The sequence below is a fragment of the Pseudomonas cavernae genome (assembly GCF_003595175.1).
In the GTDB taxonomy this organism is placed as follows: domain Bacteria; phylum Pseudomonadota; class Gammaproteobacteria; order Pseudomonadales; family Pseudomonadaceae; genus Aquipseudomonas; species Aquipseudomonas cavernae.
Genome location: NZ_CP032419.1, coordinates 2,558,721 through 2,573,906, shown reverse-complemented (window position 1 = coordinate 2,573,906; position 15,186 = coordinate 2,558,721). Strand labels below are relative to the sequence as shown.

Below are 15,186 nucleotides of genomic sequence, written 5' to 3'. Positions count from 1 at the left end.
CAGACGTTTCGCGGGGCTGAACGGGCGCCTTGGCTTGACTTCAGCGAGAGGTCATGGCCAAGCGCAGAGCTTTCTTGAACACTTCCATCTCGCCTTCGCTGAGCTCGCTGAAGATCTCTTTCTGGCCCTTGCGCATGGAGTCCCAGAGTTCTTCCAGTTTGTTGTGGCCGGTGGCGGTGACCTGGCGCTGGTCGCCGTTGATATTCAGGTAGCCCTTGTCCTGCAAGGTGGCCATCGCTTCCTCTACCTCGCGTGCCGGCATTGCCACAGCTTGCTGCAACTCACCCAGGCAAGCGCTCGGGGCGCTCTCGAGAACCATCAGCAGACGTGATTCACTGTTGCGCAGGCCCAATGATAGATGCTGCTGGACAAAGCGCGAGTGAATGGCGTTGACCGCCTGGACCATCAGGTAGAAGAGGTTGTCGCCCAGCTTGGTATTGAGCATGTTGCTGGACTCGGACGTGTCTGTGCTTTCCGGTTTTCGCCCGCGCGGATGCGGCAGCACCATGGCATAGCCGCCCTGGTGGTAGACCAGCGGCGAGCGGCCGTAATCTTCAAACTTCTCCACCTTGCCGATCATGATCCAGTGGTCACCAGCATCCACATGCTGGTAGTTGGCGCACTGGAAGTTGCCCGAGCAATCGCTGAACTGCGGTGCGCCGCCGAGACCACTGTCGTGCTCGATGCCGTCGAATTTGTCTTCTTGGGGGCGGGCGAAATGATTGGACAGGGCAATCTGGTCCGAAGCCAGGATGTTGACTGTGAAGTGGCTGGCCGCCTGGAATACTTCCCAGGCGCTGGAGCGTTTGTCCAGGCTCCAGAGAATCAGTGGCGGCTCCAGTGACACCGAGTTGAAGCTGTTGGCGGTGACGCCCACCTTGCGACCATCGGGCCCGCGGGCGGTGACGATGGTCACGCCTGAAGCGAAGTTGCCCAGGGCGCGGCGGAATTGGCGAGGGTCCAGAGCAGTGTCTGCGCTAGTCATAGGGTTCTCCGCAGATCCATGAGCGCAAAGCGGGCCGGATCCATGTTGTGTGTAGGTCGAGTCATCCTATCAACTTGGGTCGGGGCTTCATCGGCGTTAAACCGAAAGCACCTTTCAATTATTTTGTCTGGTGCCATCCGGAAGGGTTGGTAGCGTGGGCAGCCTAGGCTCATTACAACCAGGACAAGGGAGTTGTGTATGTACAAGCTTGCAAGCGCTTTTGTTGGGCTGACCTGTCTGATGGCCAGCGCCATTACCCATGCCGCTACACCGTCTTGCGATGCCGGTAGCGGATACCAGCCGGTGTGCGGCATTGCTCCGCCGGAAGACTTGGAGCTGTCGCCGGATGGTCGCTACCTGTTCATGAGTATCACCCCGGGGCTGGCCGGGCAGCACAAATCGCGTTTGCGGATCATGGATCTGGCTACGCAGCAGGCCCGTGACTTGCCGCTCTCTGTCGCTCCTCAGGCAGGCTGGGGGGAGGAGGGTTGTGCGGCGCCGGACAAGCCGTTGGGTGCACATGGTATTCACCTGTCCGCACGCGTCGATGGTCGCCAGCAGCTGCTGGTGGTCAACCATAACGGGCGTGAAGCCATCGAGTTTCTCGAGCTCAAGCCGGTCGATGACGGCTGGGCGGCGGTCTGGCGTGGTTGTGTCGAGCAGCAGGGCTTAGGGCGGTTCAACGATGTGGCCGCCACACCGGCTGGCGGTCTGGTTGCTACCGTGATGTTCGAGTCAACCAGCATGGCGCCACCGCTGCCGCTCGAGCAGTTGCTCGATGGTCGTGACACCGGCTATTTGATGACCTGGGCGCCCGGCCTGCCGCTTGCCAAGGTCGAGGGCAGCGACGCGCCGTTCCCTAATGGCGTGCAGCTAAGTGCCGACGGCCGCCAAGCCTGGTTCGCCGCCTGGACGGCAAAGGAAGTGCGGCAGTTTGATCTGCGGCAAGGGCGTACCCTGCAGCGCATCGCTCTGGACTTCATGCCCGATAACCTCGGCTGGACGGCGAATGGACAGTTGCTCGCCGCCGGTATCGAAGACCCGGAAGTCTTCCGCACCTGCTTCAAGGCCAGGGATGAACACTGCGCAAGTGCCTTCCAAGTGGCGGCGATAGATCCTGAGCGGGCCACGGCCCATGTCTTGTTCAAGGCGCCACCGGGGCTGTTGGCGGGTGCTTCGGTGGCGCTCGAGGTCGGGACGAAGCTGTACGTTGGGGCCTATACCGGCGATCGACTGCTCAAGTTGGACGGGGCGTTGGAGTCCGCACGCTAGAGGCGTGCGTCGAGCCTGAATCAATAACCAGGAGTCAATCATGATGCGCTTGCCTGACATGCTCGCGGCCATGCTGGTCGGGGCGCTGCTGCCACTGTGCGGCTCGGTCGCCGAGACTCGGCCGAATATCTTGCTGATCGTTGCCGATGACCTGGGCTATTCGGATATCGGCAGCTTCGGGGGCGAGATCGAGACCCCTACGCTCGACCAACTGGCCGCCGATGGCCTGCAGCTCACCAGCTTTTACGCCGCGCCCGCCTGCTCGCCGACGCGCTCGATGCTGATGTCGGGGACGGACAACCATCTGGTCGGGTTGGGTAGCATGGCCGAGATACTGCCTTTCTCCCCGCGCCTGCAGGGCCAGCCGGGCTACGAAGGCTATCTCACCGAGCGCTCGCACTCGATGGCTCAGTTGTTCAAAGACGGTGGTTACGGGACCTTCATGGTGGGCAAGTGGCATTTGGGCCTGCGCGATGAGCAGGGACCGCAAGCCCGCGGCTTCGACAAGTCCTTCGTCCTATTGGATGGCGGGGCGACACACTTCGCGCCGCAGCCGGGCTCCGAACTGCGCGTCGAGAAAGTCTCCTACCGGGAGGATGGGCAGCCGGTGCGAGTGCCCGATGACTTCTACTCAAGCGATTTCTACACCGACAAGCTGATTGACTACATCGAGTCCGAGCGCGACAGCCGCAAGCCGTTCTTCGCCTATGCCGCCTATACCGCCCCCCACTGGCCGGTGCAGGCGCCAGACGCTTTTATCGCCAAGTACAAGGGCCGTTATGACCGAGGGTATGCGGCCACCCGCGAAGCGCGGCTGGAGAACCTGAAGAAGCTCGGGCTGATCGCTCATGACTTCAATCCCGCAGCCTTGCTGCCGGATGCCGCCGGGGCCCAGTGGCAAGGGCTCAGCGCCGAGCAGCGTAAGCTCGAAGCCCGCAAGATGGAGGTCTATGCCGCCATGGTCGACAACCTCGATCACAACATCGGGCGTCTGCTCGACTATCTGAAGCGCACGGGGCAGTACGACAACACGCTGGTGTTCTTCATGTCGGACAACGGAGCGGCGGGCGAGGATCACAGCAAAGGCTATTCGCCGAATACCGCCGACACCGACAACAGCTACGGGAACATCGGCCGTCGCCAATCCAATCTCAGTTACGGCATGCGCTGGGCGGAGGTCAGTGCCACTCCATTTCGCTTGTTCAAGGGCACTACCGCCGAAGGGGGCATCAGCGTGCCCGCCATCGTGCGCCTGCCCAACGGCCGCGGGCGTCATGGCCTGCTGAATGAACCTGCCAGGGTGGATGATCTGCTGCCAACTTTCCTCGAACTGGTTGGTATACCGGATCCGGGGAGTAGTTATGACGGCAAGCCCAAGTTACCAATTAGCGGCCGCTCCATGCTGCCTCTGCTCGAGGGGGGCGAGCAGCCGCAGGATGTTCAGGCGTTGATGGCAGGCGAGTTGTTCGGTCAAGCCTATGTGCGTAAGGGCCAGTGGAAGTTGCTGACGGCCGAGGCACCGCGAGGTTTACCGTTACTGGATAAACCGTATGCCTGGCAGCTGTTCAATCTGGCGCAGGATCGGGGTGAAACCACGGATGTGGCAGCCGAGCATCCCGAACTGGTGGCTCAGCTACAGAGAGAATGGGCCGCGTATGTGAAGCGGGTAGGTGTTATCGAGCCCTTGGCTAATTTCCATGCGCAAAGTATCTCGCATGATTCACTCCGATACCATTAGCGTTAACAGGCCCTAATCAGCAACAAATGTACCTGCAGTATTGCCACCGTCGATCACATAGAGCATGCCATTGGTGTAGCTAGCTTGGCTCGATGATAAATGAAGGATTGCTTGGGCAACCTCGTCGGCCCTAGCGAACCGCCCCAAAGGTACCTGGCTTTCGTAGAAACGCTTCTCTGCAGCACCTTCGGCTGCCAGCAGTTCATCGGCCATAGGTGTTTCGACGAATCCTGGACAAACCACATTGCTGCGTATTCCACGTGGGCCGTAGTCGAGGGCTAAGCAACGTACCAAGCCGACCACCCCGTGCTTGGAGGCGCAATACGCGGCGAATCCGGCCGAGCCGCGCACGCCGGCGTCCGAGCTGACCGCGACAAAGGAGCCGGCACCGTTTTGCAACAATGCGGGGATGGTGTGGCGTGCCAACAGGAAGGTTCCGGTGAGGTTGACAGCCAGCATGCGCTCCCATCCATCCTCGGACATCTCTGTTACCAGCCCTTGGCGTGCGATTCCGGCGGCTGATACCACAGCATCCAGGCGTCCCCACGCATCTAGGGTCTGTGCGACAGCATATTGCAGGTCGGCTGAACAGGTTGTGTCCGTCTTCAGCGCCAGTGCCTGACCGCCGGAGCTGATTATTTCGCTTGCCAGCGCCTCGAGCGGGGCGAGTTGTATATCGAGGAGACAGACGTGATAGCCCTGCGTACTAAAAAGCTCGGCTGTAGCACGACCGATACCGGAAGCGGCACCGGTAATCAGCGCCACTTTGCAGTCCTTGCTCATAAGTACCTCCAGAAATGTGGAAGTCGAGTTGGCATTTTGTAACAGTCGTGATCACGCCTCAGAACTCACCGATGGTGCGCCCCCAACCGTTGGTTTCTGTAGCGTAGAAGTCGCCGACAATATAGGTCCCGCCCAGCACTTCCATAGGTCCTAATTCGGCCAGCGGATCGCTTGGCAGACTGCTCAAGGTGGCACTGGCGTGACCGCTTACGCTATGAGTCAGTTGAAAGTCCGGGGACGTATCACGTTCGATGATACGTCGCGAGAGGATCTTGCCATCAGGCCCCGGCTGAACATGGATGTTCAGATGCGGGGTCGTCGCCAGCTGGACCGGTGTAGCACTTTCCTGCAGATCGCATGAGATTTCCATGATGCGCACTCCTTTGCGCAGCACGCACCCGTGTATCCGCCCGTCTTCTTCGATCAGCTCCACCTCGCCGAACTTCTTGGGATAGCCCCAGAGATCGCGTCCTGCCGCGATGGCTGCATCCTCGTCTTCGTACTCGAAGAGGAAATAGCCTCCGGCGCGGCCTTCATAGGCTACCGGTATGACGATGCCCGCATCCATGAACGGCAGTTTCGCGCAGTTCGTGAAGTCCGAGATGTAGACGAGAATGGTGTCGCCCACCGAATGGAACGGAGTTGGCTGCAGGAAGCGGTCGATGACCGCGCGGTCTGTCCGGCAATAGACGTTCAGTGTGCGGTTGCCAGGGCAGTTGTAGGGAACGAAGGGATCAGGGATCAAAGGGGCCTGCAGCGGCATGTTGTTGCCATTGCGCACGATGTAGGTCATGGGATTTTTCTCTTCAGCTAAATGAGTAGGAAACGACCCAGACCACGATGGTTGGTGAGTCGGAAGAAGGATTGCGCGATCTGTATTGCTGGTCGCGTTTGAACCAGTAGCTATCGCCTTCCTCGAGCAGAAAGTAGCGATCGTTGACCCAGAGTTCGAGCTGCCCCTTGAGGATCAGTCCGCATTCTGTACCTGGGTTCTGGATGCTCTTCAGCTCGGTCTCGACCAGGGGGGCGAAGGTGGTCTGCATGAACTCGAAGCGGTGGTTCAGCTGAGGGGTGAGGACTTCCGAAAGCAGACCGTTCTGGTCCATTGAGCGCCGGCGGTTACGCCGAACGATCAAGTCCTGTTCATCATCGGTCGCATCGGGCTGGTCGTGTAGGAACCAGCTGAGCGTCACGTTAAGCGCAGTGCTAACGGCATACAGATCTTTCAACGTTGGTTGCGAAAGGCCTCGTTCGATTTGACTCACATGGCCCGCCGAGCGATCCAACGCCTTCGCGAGCTGGCTGATCGTGAGATTGCGCGACTTGCGTAATTCACGGATGGCTTCACCTACCCGACGGGTTGTCGAGGTCAGCGTGATTTCATCTAAGGCAGTCGCTTTTTTCGCACTCATGATATATCCATCGATTTTCTTCAAATATGTGATGTTTTTTCATTTTTGTGATGATATTTTCAGGTCGCGATCACGTCAATGCGATACAACTCAGTAGGAGAGCAATATGTCCAAAACTGACGGCTATTCGTTGCCAGAGTGCGCTCCGTTGTTCGAACGCCCCCCGTATTCCTACCGCAGCTACCGCAAGCTCAGTGCTTTTTGCCGGACGGATGCGCAGGAGTTGCAACGCATGCTCCCGGCGGGCTTCGAGCTCACTTCCGACCTGATCGAAGTCTTCATTATGGATGTGCCCGACGGCGGCAGCCTGGGCAGCTACCGTGAAGGTGGCATCGTCGCCCAGGTGCGCTTCGGTGAATACGAAGGCGGTCATGTCCTCTATGAGTACGTCACCACCGACGATTCCATGGCGGCTGGTCGTGAAATCTGGGGCTACCCCAAAAAGATAGGTGAGGTCGAATGGCTCGAGCAGGGGGGGAAGGTAAGTGCTTCCCTGACCCGTCGCGGACGGCCGTTGATCGCTATTGAGTTCATACAGGACGAGAGCGCCATCTATGACAAGCCGGTGCTGCAGCCACGCCTGCAGGTGAAAAAATTTCCCTCCGCCGATGGCCGCAGTCTGGATATCGACAAGGTGATTCTCAATGAACTGCGTGCCGGTACCGTGCACAGTTCGATCAAGGGCAGGGCGCAGGTCAGTCTGAACGGCTGGGAACAGGACCCGCTACACAAATTGTCAATCCTCGAGGTGATTGGAGCGGAGTTCCTCGTAGCGGACTTCATTCTGGAGTTTGCCCGTGAACTCCAGTGAGCCGAGGAGCTAATCTTTCCAATTGCCGTCCCGTGCGGGGACAGAACAATCCAGTAAGAGTGAGGGCAAGAAAGATGAAAAGTATAAAAAACTGCGTCCTTGCAATGGGCATCGGTGCCCTGGCGAGCTTCAGCGTTCCGAGCATCGCCGCAGAGGATATCGTGATCGGTGCCGCTGGACCTCTTTCAGGAGCGCAGGCTTTCTTTGGCACCACCTGGCATAACGGCGCCAAGCTTTACTTCGATACGGTGGTGAATCCCAAGGGTGGTATCAAGGGCCGCCAGGTGAAGATTCAGCAGATGGATGACAAGGCCGACCCGCGGGAAGGTACCACCATCGCCCAGCATTTCTGCGATGAGGGCGATATTCTTGCCATCATAGGTCACCTGAACAGCGGGGTGACCATTCCCACCATGGACATCTACAGTGGCTGCGATCTGCCACAGATTACCGTGTCATCCAGCCCGCAAGTGACCGAGCTGGGCTATAAGAATATCTTTCAGCCGACCCCCAACGACTTCGCCCAGGGTCGCATCGGCGCCCGCTACGCATATGAGCAGCTGGCTGCTCGCAAGGCGGCGGTGGTCAACGACAAGCAGGCCTTCGGCCAGGGGGTTTCGGAGAAGTTTGCCGAAACCTTCCAGCAGATGGGCGGCAGTATCACCTCGCTCTCTGGACTGAATGCCACCGACATGGATTTCAGCTCCACCATAACCGCCCTCAAACAGCAACAGCCCGATGTCATCTACCTTGGCTTTGTGATGCCGCAGCTCGCGCTGTTCGCCAAGCAGGCCCAGGAGCTCGGTCTGACGGCCAAGCTGATCATGCCAGATGGCGGTTACACCGATGAGTTGATGAAGCTCGGCGGTAATGGGGCCGAGGGAGCGCTGGTCTCATTCCAGGCTCCACCCTATGACTCCTCGCCGGAGCTGCGTGAGCTGCGGGCTCTGTATAGCAAGACCTTCAACAGCGACCCGGGCCCGCAGACCGTGTATGGCTGGGTTCAAGCCCAGATTCTGGCCAACGCCATGCAGAACGCTGACGAGTTGAGTCGTACCGCGATCCTTGAGGAGCTCAGGAAGACCGACCTCGATACCGCCCTCGGGCATATCAAGTTCGATGACAAGGGGGGGATCAGCAGCGGTGGTCTCTACCTGTACCAAGTCGAGGGCGGCAAGTTCAAGCTGGTCAGCAACGACTGACCGCACAACGCCCCTGTGTCATCGACCAATGGCGCAGGGCGACCCCTTTGCGTGCCGGCGCAGCCTGCTGCCATCGGCCGCCCGTCAGGGAGAGTTAGCTGATGACTTCGTACATTCTGCAACAGGCCTTCAACGCCCTGACCATCGGCTCGCTCTATGCCTTGATCGCTCTGGGTTACACCATGGTTTACGGTGTTTTGCGCCTGATCAACTTCGTGCATGGCGAGCTGTTCATGCTGGGTGGCTATATCTGCCTGGGCCTTCTCGCACTGCTTGGGGTCAGCGGCATCGTCCCCGGCCCATTGCTCCTGGCTGTGCTGCTGATGGGTGTGTTCTTCGCGGTCGGCTTCATCGGTATTGCCATCGAGCGTGTCGCCTATCGCCCACTGCGCCATTCCTCGCGTTTGGCACCGTTGCTCAGTGCGCTGGGACTATCTCTGGCCTTGCAGGCAGCAATGCAGATCCTCATCGGTCCGCAACCCCTGCATTTCCCGGCGATTATTCCATCGCAACGCCTGGATGTCGCGGGTGCCTCTATCACTACCTTGCAGATCGGCATCACCCTGTTGGCTCTGCTACTGCTCGCCGGACTTTATCTGTTTGTCGAGAAGTCGCGCATGGGCGTCTACGTTCGTGCGGTGTCCGAGAGCCCGCGTACGGCTGGGCTAATCGGCATCAACGTGAACCGCACCATCAGCCTGATCTTCCTCATCGGCCCAGGACTGGGGGCAGTCGCCGGCATCCTCTATTCCAGTTACTACGGTGTGGTGACCCCGACCATGGGCGTGCTCATCGGCATGAAGGCGTTTACTGCGGCAATCCTGGGGGGCATCGGCAGCATTCCGGGTGCGGTGCTCGGCGGCATATTGCTGGGGTTGCTGGAGGTCTTCGGCACGGCCCTGCTGCCGGTTATTAGCAACGGCGCGCTTGGCCCTGAATATCGCGACATCTTTGCCTTCGCAGCTCTGATCCTGGTGCTGCTGTTCCGCCCGGCAGGCCTCCTGGGGCAGCCAATCACAGAAGAAAGCATGGTCTACAAGAGGGACTTCTAATGAATACCATGCATGCAAGTCCCCGCACTCATCCGGGAACCCGTTGGGGCGGCCTACTATTCCTGCTGGCCCTGATCACCCTGGCGTCAGCCGTGCCCTTCATGCCCTATGGTTCGATCCGAGTCGCGGACAGCATCCTCATCTACATCCTGCTCGGCCTGGGCTTGAACATCGTGGTCGGCTATTGCGGCCTGTTGGACCTCGGTTTCGTCGCATTCTATGCGGTCGGCGCCTATACCTATGGATTGCTGGCCAGCCCTCACCTAGGGCTGCACCTTCCCTTCCTGGCGATCCTGCCAATTGGCATTATGCTCAGTGGCTTTGTCGGGGTGCTGCTCGGTTTTCCGGTACTTCGCCTACGTGGGGATTACCTAGCAATAGTCACGCTGGGCTTCGGCGAGATCATCCGTATCTTGATCAACAACCTCGACAGGCTGACCAATGGGCCTCGCGGCCTGAGTCGGCTAGATCGGCCAAGCATTGGTGGGGAGGTCCTGAGCACGCCGCTCGACTTCTACTGGCTGCTGCTGGTTGCGGTAGCGGTCTGCATGGTGATTGTCTACCGGCTCGAGGGGTCGCTGCAAGGCAAGGCCTGGTTCGCCTTGCGCGAGGATCAAGACGCTGCATCTGGCGTGGGTATCAATACAACCCGTATCAAGCTCACCGCGTTTGCCGTCAGCGCGGCCATAGCTGGCGGGGCGGGAGTCATCTTCGCCACCTTCCAGCGCTTTGTCAGCCCGGAAAGCTTCACTCTCCACGAGTCGATCCTGATCGTCCTGATGATTGTCATCGGTGGGGCGGGCAACATCCTCGGAATCATAGTCGGCACGCTGGTGATGATCCTGATTCCAGAGATCCTGCGCGAGTACTCCGAGTACAGGATGCTGATCATGGGGTTGATGATGGTGGTGATCATTTTGGTACGTCCGGAGGGGCTGGTGCCACGCAGTTTCGGTCCAAGACAACTGTTCAGGGTGGTATTGAACAAATGAGCTTGCAGATTTCCAACCTGACCAAATCCTACGGCGCGCTGATGGCGATGAACGACCTGTCGATGACGCTAGAACCGGGCAACATCTATGGCCTCATCGGCCCTAACGGGGCAGGCAAGTCGACTTTCGTCAACCTGATTGCCGGCTCTTATACCATCAGTTCCGGGAGCATCCGGCTTGATGGCGAGCGCCTAGATGGCAAGGCCAAATACAAGATCAGCTTGGCAGGTGTCGCACGGACCTACCAAAACATTCGGCTGTTCGATCGTATGACCGCGCTGGAGAACCTTGAGGTCTGCCTATATCCGGTTGAGAAGGGCAGTACTCTTCGTGATCTGTTCTTCTGGCGTTCGGCCGCTCGCCACCGTGAGCGTCGGCGTGAGCACTGCCTGCAGCTGCTGCGCCAATTCGACCTGGAGAAATACGCGGATGAACAGGCTGGGACTCTGCCCTATGGGCGGCAGCGGATGCTGGAGATCTGCCGGGCCTTGGTACGCCAGCCGCGCGTGCTATTGCTCGATGAACCCGCTGCCGGGCTCAACGAGTCCGAAAGCCGGGAGCTCAAGCAGCGCATCGCACAGCTGCGACGGCCAGACCTGATTATCATCGTGATAGAGCACGACATGGAGCTGATTATGTCGCTCTCCGACCATGTCATAGTCCTGCACAATGGTGCGTTGCTCTACCAAGGTACACCACAGCAAGTACAAGCCAATTCTGAGGTGCAGGAAGCTTATCTGGGAACTGAAAATGAACTCGACGACATCCGCGAATCTGCTCGAAATCGAAAATCTCAGCGCCGCGTACGGGCCTAAGCACGTACTCTTCAATATCGACCTGAAGGTACCTGCAGGCGATATCGTCGTTGTAGTGGGGCCCAATGGTGCCGGTAAGTCGACTCTCCTCAACGCAGTGACCGGGCTAGGCCAGATTACCTCGGGTCGGGTCGTGTTCAACGGACAGGACGTCAACCGCCTGCGCCCTGACCAAGTGGTGCGCCATGGTTTGGCTCTGTGTCCGGAAGGTCGGCAGATCCTCCAGCGCCTGACGGTCGAGGAGAACCTGATTGCCGGACACGTCGGTCGTACCGACAAATCCTTCGAGACTTTGCGTGCGGAGGTTTTTGAGCTATTTCCGGTCCTCAAGGAGCGTCGCAACAGCCCAGCTAACCGCATGTCCGGAGGCCAGCATCAGATGCTCGCCATCGGTCGAGCGCTGATGGCCGAGCCTTCTCTACTGATGCTCGACGAGCCGTCATTAGGGTTGGCGCCCAAGATCATCACGCAGATTTTTCATATTATCCTTGATCTGGCCAATTCAGGCATCGCTATTCTGCTCGTCGAGCAGAACGCGCGACTGGCGATAGAGATTGCCGACTACGTTCATGTCCTAGAGGGCGGACGCTGCGCCCTGCATGGTGAGCCGGAAGAGATCAGTGGCCGGCCGGAATTGATGCACCTGTATTTCGCAGGAGCAGGGGAGCACTGAACCATTCAGTCGGGGCAGGTACGCGCGCTGAAACATTTGCGCTGATACCAGTTTCCAGTGGTCGCGGTAGGAATGGCAGTTACCTGCCACCCCCTCGCACAGATCCGTACGTGCGGAACTACCGCATATGGCTCCTGCCTCTATTAGGATGTCTCGCTCTTCGGTAACCCGCTTGAGTTCCGCGCGTAGACGGCGCAGCTCGGCCTCCTGCTCGTCTTATTGCTGCCGCTGTTCCTGGGGCTTGCCGTAGCGCTTGATTCAAGCATACAGGCTGTGTGCCGACATGCCCAGCCGTGCCGCCACCTCGGCAACAGGCGGCCGCGCTCGGTCACTTGCTTGACCGCTTCGATCTTGAATTCTTCGGGGTAACGCTGGTTGCTCATGGCACCTCCTGGTGGGCCTCAAAAGCAGGCCAGGCCTCTCCGCAATCAGCGAGGCCCACCGGTCAGATTTGGGGGTGTGAAGCGCACCAAGGTGCCGTGATGCTGGAAATCCGCCGGCTGCTCTACACCGCCGCGATGGCGGCCAGCCGCACAGCTGCCTGGAAGGCCCACTACCAGGGTTACCTGCAGCGAGGCCTGGAGAAAACCGAGGCACTGATAATCCTGGCGCGCAAGCTGGCCAGAATTGCTTTTGCCCTGATGACCAGCCAACAGCCGTATCGACCAAGAGTCGCCACGGCTGATTGACATGGAATCTCCCACAAAACGAGGCGCTCCATAGGATGGGTCGGGCGAAGCGGGGTGGACCATGCTGTATCGGTCCACCATTGGTGCCCCGACTGGGCGGTGAATGGTGGAAATGAAAGTCGATTTCCCCCCTGCGGAGCTGACTTCAGGGCCGGGGTTGGTTCGACAGGAGCACATTGAGCAGGTTGTCCTGAAAATTGATGTTGCTGGTTAGGTCGGTGTGGTTCTCGCACAGGAAAAACGCATAAGCGACCGGCAGAAAGCTGTCCTCATTCTGTGGCACGCCTGGGTCCAGCGTCTCGCGTGCCAGCAGCGACGGCTTGGTGACGCGTCCATCACCTGGCTCGATCATCAGCTCGTCGTAGGGCACACCGGGCCGGGGTGCAGCAATGTCCGCTGGCGTGAGGCGTACCGTGTCGCGCCCATCGCGCTGTTCCACCAGGAGCCGTGCAGGCGTCATGTGGCAGCCGCCACCAAACAGCACGTAGCGGATCGGCGATACCGGCTCGGCCACGGAGAGCATCCAAGCCAAACGACGTGCGCGCTCCAGGTTATAGGCGAAATAGCGTTGCATCACCGGTGCGTCGACAGCGGAGGACAGGCTGGGTGAATAGATTGACCAGGCCATGCTCTGCCAGGTCTTGGGGTCGAACAAGTCGTCGTGGCGCGGCTTACCTTCGATGTCCACCAGCCAGGTGTTGAGCGGGTGGGGAAACAGCTGGTAGCCGCTGGGAAAGGTGGCCAGCGTGCGTGGTGAAATACGCCCCAGACCGACCTTTTCGCCACCGATGAAGGCGTGCAACGAGCTGACCGATCCCCCATTGGGTGTGCCCAGCAACACCAGATTGCGCACCTGCGGCGCACCGTCCATGGTCACCTGGTGAGGCTCGCCGTCCAGCACGTCGCGGGTGCCAAAGCGCAGGTAGTAACGTGCGATAAGACCACCCATGCTGTGCGCTACGAGGTTGACCCGTAGCGCAGGATCGGCGTAGTCACGACGCACCGCCTCGATCAGCCGATCGAGCTCTTGCACACTGTTCAAGGTGTCCTGGCGCCAGTCGTAGGACAGGACGTAGTAGCGGCGCTCGCCCTTGCGCGCCGGCGTCCCGGGCTGGGCGCGCACATAGCCACCGAATTGCGTCAACGTTCGCAGGATCGGGCGGTAAAAGTCGCGCCGTAGCGCCTGCTCGGCAATGCCCGAGGGCTCCAGTCTCGAGGGGAGCGGCCTATTCGTATGCGGATCGATGTCGAGGGCCAGTTCCGGATAGGACGAGAACAGAATGCGCCACCAGGACCCCGGCCAGATTTCTTCGCCGCTGACCCGGTCGCGCAGGCTCGTGCCGAAGGCCCCTGGAATCAAGATGACCGGCGCGGTTTCGGCCTGGGGGCTGCTGAGTTGGTAGAGCCGTTTCAGGTCGGGACGTGGTGACTCGTTGCAGCCCAACAGGCCTGCGGCAAGTACGAGCGTGGCGACCAGTTGCGCGGCAGAGTGCATGAACGAAGCCTTGAGGTGCGTGCGGCTGATCTGAGGTCAAGACGGTGTCACAGGCATGCAGCCAGTCTAGCAGCTGCTGCTCGGGCACCGGCCTGGCGAACCAATAGGCTGCATCAGGCAGTAGCCAATGCCATTTTCGCGGCCACGGGGAAACGGCTACGTACACTTCCGATCGACACAGCACAGCTCAAGCAAACCTGAACTGTGTGTTGACCTTGCCATTTCATCGGGCTTCCTGGACCGGGAGGCGTCGGGTTCGACTTCATGGGATGAGCTCTATTTGTGCCCGATTGTTGGGCAAATGTAGGATCTGATACTTCAGTTGATACCCGGTGTAATTAATCGTGAAGCGCCACTTTGATGACATCCAGCTGGGCAGCATCGAGCTCTTTTGTCTTGCCGCGGAGGAGGGGAGCTTCACTGCCGCGGCGCTCTCAGCCGGGGTCACGCCGGCGGCAGTGAGCCGGTCGATTTCGAGACTGGAGGAACGTCTGCGTACGAGGTTGTTCGTGAGAACGACCCGCAGCATTCGCCTCACGGAAAGCGGTCGTGCCTACTTCGAACAGTGCCGTCAGGCGCTGACCCAACTGGTGGAAGCCGAGCGTGAAGTGATGGGGAAGCAGCTCGAACCCACAGGCGAGCTGCGCATCAGTATTTCCACGACCTATGGCCACCATCGCATCCTCCCGCTCTTGTCGCGCTTCAGGGAGCGCCATCCGGGCGTGAAGATTCATATCCACCTGAGCAACAGGAAAATCGACTTCGTAGGGGAGGGCTACGATCTGGCGATCCGGGTGCGCGCTCAACCCGACTCGACGCTCATCGCCCGGCATCTCGAAGATGCACGGCTGGTTGTCGTGGCCACCCCGGATTACCTGGCCAGGGTCGGCACCCCCATGTCCCTGGGCGATCTTGACGACCACGACTGCATCCAGTTCTAACTGCCCAGCAGCGGGCGTCGTATCCCCTGGCTCTTCACTGAACACGGGAAGGACCGGGAGATCCTGGGCGAAGGTAACTAGGGGTTATGCCGAGATAAAGCAAAAATTCCACCATGGATCGTATAAGTGATTGATTTTTTGGTTGGGTGGGAGTTCGGAGATGACGGGAGGCCTCGCAGATCGAGGGTGCCCTGGCACTTTGTCGGTCGAGTTTCCTGCTCGCTATTGATCCCAGCCCCGAGGCCGACGCTTTGGCGCACCGGGACCGCGCTCATTGTCCTCCTGGTCGGAGTAGCTGTTCGCCGGCACGGCTGGGGCCGAAGTCA

General features: G+C 59.5%; 13 protein-coding genes and 3 pseudogenes. 10 read left to right on the top strand and 6 right to left on the bottom strand.

Translation table 11 applies throughout. The features are described from left to right. Positions 1 to 40: 40 nt before the first annotated feature. Positions 41 to 985, bottom strand: coding sequence for a p-hydroxyphenylacetate 3-hydroxylase reductase component (locus D3880_RS11780; protein ID WP_119893620.1), 945 nt, complete (start codon positions 983 to 985; stop codon positions 41 to 43). A gap of 198 nt (positions 986 to 1,183) precedes the next feature. Here D3880_RS11780 and D3880_RS11775 point away from each other — a divergent pair, with 198 nt between their 5' ends. Both D3880_RS11775 and D3880_RS11770 read left to right on the top strand, forming a co-directional pair. Further along, positions 1,184 to 2,257, top strand: a complete 1,074-nt coding sequence (locus D3880_RS11775; RefSeq protein ID WP_119893619.1) for an SMP-30/gluconolactonase/LRE family protein — start codon at positions 1,184 to 1,186, stop codon at positions 2,255 to 2,257. A gap of 40 nt (positions 2,258 to 2,297) precedes the next feature. Then, on the top strand, positions 2,298 to 3,995 hold the full coding sequence (locus tag D3880_RS11770) for an arylsulfatase (protein WP_338014403.1): 1,698 nt from the start codon (positions 2,298 to 2,300) through the stop codon (positions 3,993 to 3,995). A gap of 12 nt (positions 3,996 to 4,007) precedes the next feature. On the opposite strand, the gene D3880_RS11765 is transcribed toward D3880_RS11770, so the two are convergent. From D3880_RS11765 to D3880_RS11755, 3 genes are read right to left on the bottom strand one after another with little or no spacing between them, the layout of a single operon-like run. Next, positions 4,008 to 4,778 (bottom strand): SDR family NAD(P)-dependent oxidoreductase, encoded by a 771-nt coding sequence (locus D3880_RS11765; RefSeq protein ID WP_119893618.1) that lies wholly within the window; start codon positions 4,776 to 4,778, stop codon positions 4,008 to 4,010. Positions 4,779 to 4,836: 58 nt separating this feature from the next. After that, entirely contained in the window at positions 4,837 to 5,571 is a 735-nt protein-coding gene (locus D3880_RS11760; protein WP_119893617.1) for an acetoacetate decarboxylase family protein, read from the bottom strand. 13 nt (positions 5,572 to 5,584) lie between these two features. Next, the gene (locus D3880_RS11755) at positions 5,585 to 6,190 is read right to left on the bottom strand and encodes a helix-turn-helix domain-containing protein (RefSeq protein WP_119893616.1); all 606 of its coding nucleotides are present in this window, start codon (positions 6,188 to 6,190) and stop codon (positions 5,585 to 5,587) included. A 106-nt stretch (positions 6,191 to 6,296) separates the two neighbouring features. Here D3880_RS11755 and D3880_RS11750 point away from each other — a divergent pair, with 106 nt between their 5' ends. The 6 genes from D3880_RS11750 to D3880_RS11725 all read left to right on the top strand — a co-directional run bounded on the left by D3880_RS11750 (position 6,297) and on the right by D3880_RS11725 (position 11,735). Further along, entirely contained in the window at positions 6,297 to 7,001 is a 705-nt protein-coding gene (locus D3880_RS11750; RefSeq protein WP_119893615.1) for an acetoacetate decarboxylase family protein, read from the top strand. Between the two features lie 104 nt (positions 7,002 to 7,105). Then, positions 7,106 to 8,203: a branched-chain amino acid ABC transporter substrate-binding protein gene (locus D3880_RS11745; RefSeq protein WP_162934988.1), complete on the top strand. Its 1,098-nt coding sequence runs from the start codon at positions 7,106 to 7,108 to the stop codon at positions 8,201 to 8,203. A gap of 101 nt (positions 8,204 to 8,304) precedes the next feature. Further along, entirely contained in the window at positions 8,305 to 9,255 is a 951-nt protein-coding gene (locus D3880_RS11740; protein WP_119893613.1) for a branched-chain amino acid ABC transporter permease, read from the top strand. Then, a complete protein-coding gene (locus D3880_RS11735) occupies positions 9,255 to 10,247 on the top strand; it encodes a branched-chain amino acid ABC transporter permease (RefSeq protein ID WP_218567571.1) in 993 nt (330 codons plus the stop codon). The genes D3880_RS11740 and D3880_RS11735 overlap by 1 nt, the downstream gene beginning before the upstream one ends. Next, positions 10,244 to 11,062, top strand: a complete 819-nt coding sequence (locus D3880_RS11730; RefSeq protein WP_119893612.1) for an ABC transporter ATP-binding protein — start codon at positions 10,244 to 10,246, stop codon at positions 11,060 to 11,062. Before D3880_RS11735 ends, D3880_RS11730 begins: the two co-directional genes overlap by 4 nt. After that, positions 10,998 to 11,735 carry an ABC transporter ATP-binding protein gene (locus D3880_RS11725; protein ID WP_218567570.1) on the top strand — a complete coding sequence of 246 codons (738 nt, stop codon included), beginning with the start codon at positions 10,998 to 11,000 and terminating at the stop codon, positions 11,733 to 11,735. The genes D3880_RS11730 and D3880_RS11725 overlap by 65 nt, the downstream gene beginning before the upstream one ends. 87 nt (positions 11,736 to 11,822) lie before the next feature. On the opposite strand, the pseudogene D3880_RS11720 reads toward D3880_RS11725, so the two are convergent. Next, positions 11,823 to 12,118, bottom strand: a pseudogene (locus D3880_RS11720) (transposase); the annotation flags it as partial. A 105-nt stretch (positions 12,119 to 12,223) separates the two neighbouring features. Here D3880_RS11720 and D3880_RS11715 point away from each other — a divergent pair. Beyond that, positions 12,224 to 12,424: pseudogene (locus D3880_RS11715) on the top strand (IS110 family transposase); the annotation flags it as partial. Between the two features lie 145 nt (positions 12,425 to 12,569). Here D3880_RS11715 and D3880_RS11710 read toward each other — a convergent pair. Next, positions 12,570 to 13,919: an esterase/lipase family protein gene (locus D3880_RS11710; RefSeq protein WP_119893611.1), complete on the bottom strand. Its 1,350-nt coding sequence runs from the start codon at positions 13,917 to 13,919 to the stop codon at positions 12,570 to 12,572. A gap of 344 nt (positions 13,920 to 14,263) precedes the next feature. Between D3880_RS11710 and D3880_RS11705 the strand changes: the two are divergent. Further along, positions 14,264 to 14,938: pseudogene (locus tag D3880_RS11705) on the top strand (LysR family transcriptional regulator); the annotation flags it as partial. Between the last annotated feature and the right edge of the window lie 248 nt (positions 14,939 to 15,186).

Bases quoted from the DNA above. Each gene is read 5' to 3' on its own strand.
- D3880_RS11780 (WP_119893620.1), bottom strand. From the start codon at position 985: ATGACTAGCGCAGACACTGCTCTGGACCCTCGCCAATTCCGCCGCGCC.
- D3880_RS11775 (WP_119893619.1), top strand. From the start codon at position 1,184: ATGTACAAGCTTGCAAGCGCTTTTGTTGGGCTGACCTGTCTGATGGCC.
- D3880_RS11770 (WP_338014403.1), top strand. From the start codon at position 2,298: ATGATGCGCTTGCCTGACATGCTCGCGGCCATGCTGGTCGGGGCGCTG.
- D3880_RS11765 (WP_119893618.1), bottom strand. From the start codon at position 4,778: ATGAGCAAGGACTGCAAAGTGGCGCTGATTACCGGTGCCGCTTCCGGT.
- D3880_RS11760 (WP_119893617.1), bottom strand. From the start codon at position 5,571: ATGACCTACATCGTGCGCAATGGCAACAACATGCCGCTGCAGGCCCCT.
- D3880_RS11755 (WP_119893616.1), bottom strand. From the start codon at position 6,190: ATGAGTGCGAAAAAAGCGACTGCCTTAGATGAAATCACGCTGACCTCG.
- D3880_RS11750 (WP_119893615.1), top strand. From the start codon at position 6,297: ATGTCCAAAACTGACGGCTATTCGTTGCCAGAGTGCGCTCCGTTGTTC.
- D3880_RS11745 (WP_162934988.1), top strand. From the start codon at position 7,106: ATGGGCATCGGTGCCCTGGCGAGCTTCAGCGTTCCGAGCATCGCCGCA.
- D3880_RS11740 (WP_119893613.1), top strand. From the start codon at position 8,305: ATGACTTCGTACATTCTGCAACAGGCCTTCAACGCCCTGACCATCGGC.
- D3880_RS11735 (WP_218567571.1), top strand. From the start codon at position 9,255: ATGAATACCATGCATGCAAGTCCCCGCACTCATCCGGGAACCCGTTGG.
- D3880_RS11730 (WP_119893612.1), top strand. From the start codon at position 10,244: ATGAGCTTGCAGATTTCCAACCTGACCAAATCCTACGGCGCGCTGATG.
- D3880_RS11725 (WP_218567570.1), top strand. From the start codon at position 10,998: ATGAACTCGACGACATCCGCGAATCTGCTCGAAATCGAAAATCTCAGC.
- D3880_RS11710 (WP_119893611.1), bottom strand. From the start codon at position 13,919: ATGCACTCTGCCGCGCAACTGGTCGCCACGCTCGTACTTGCCGCAGGC.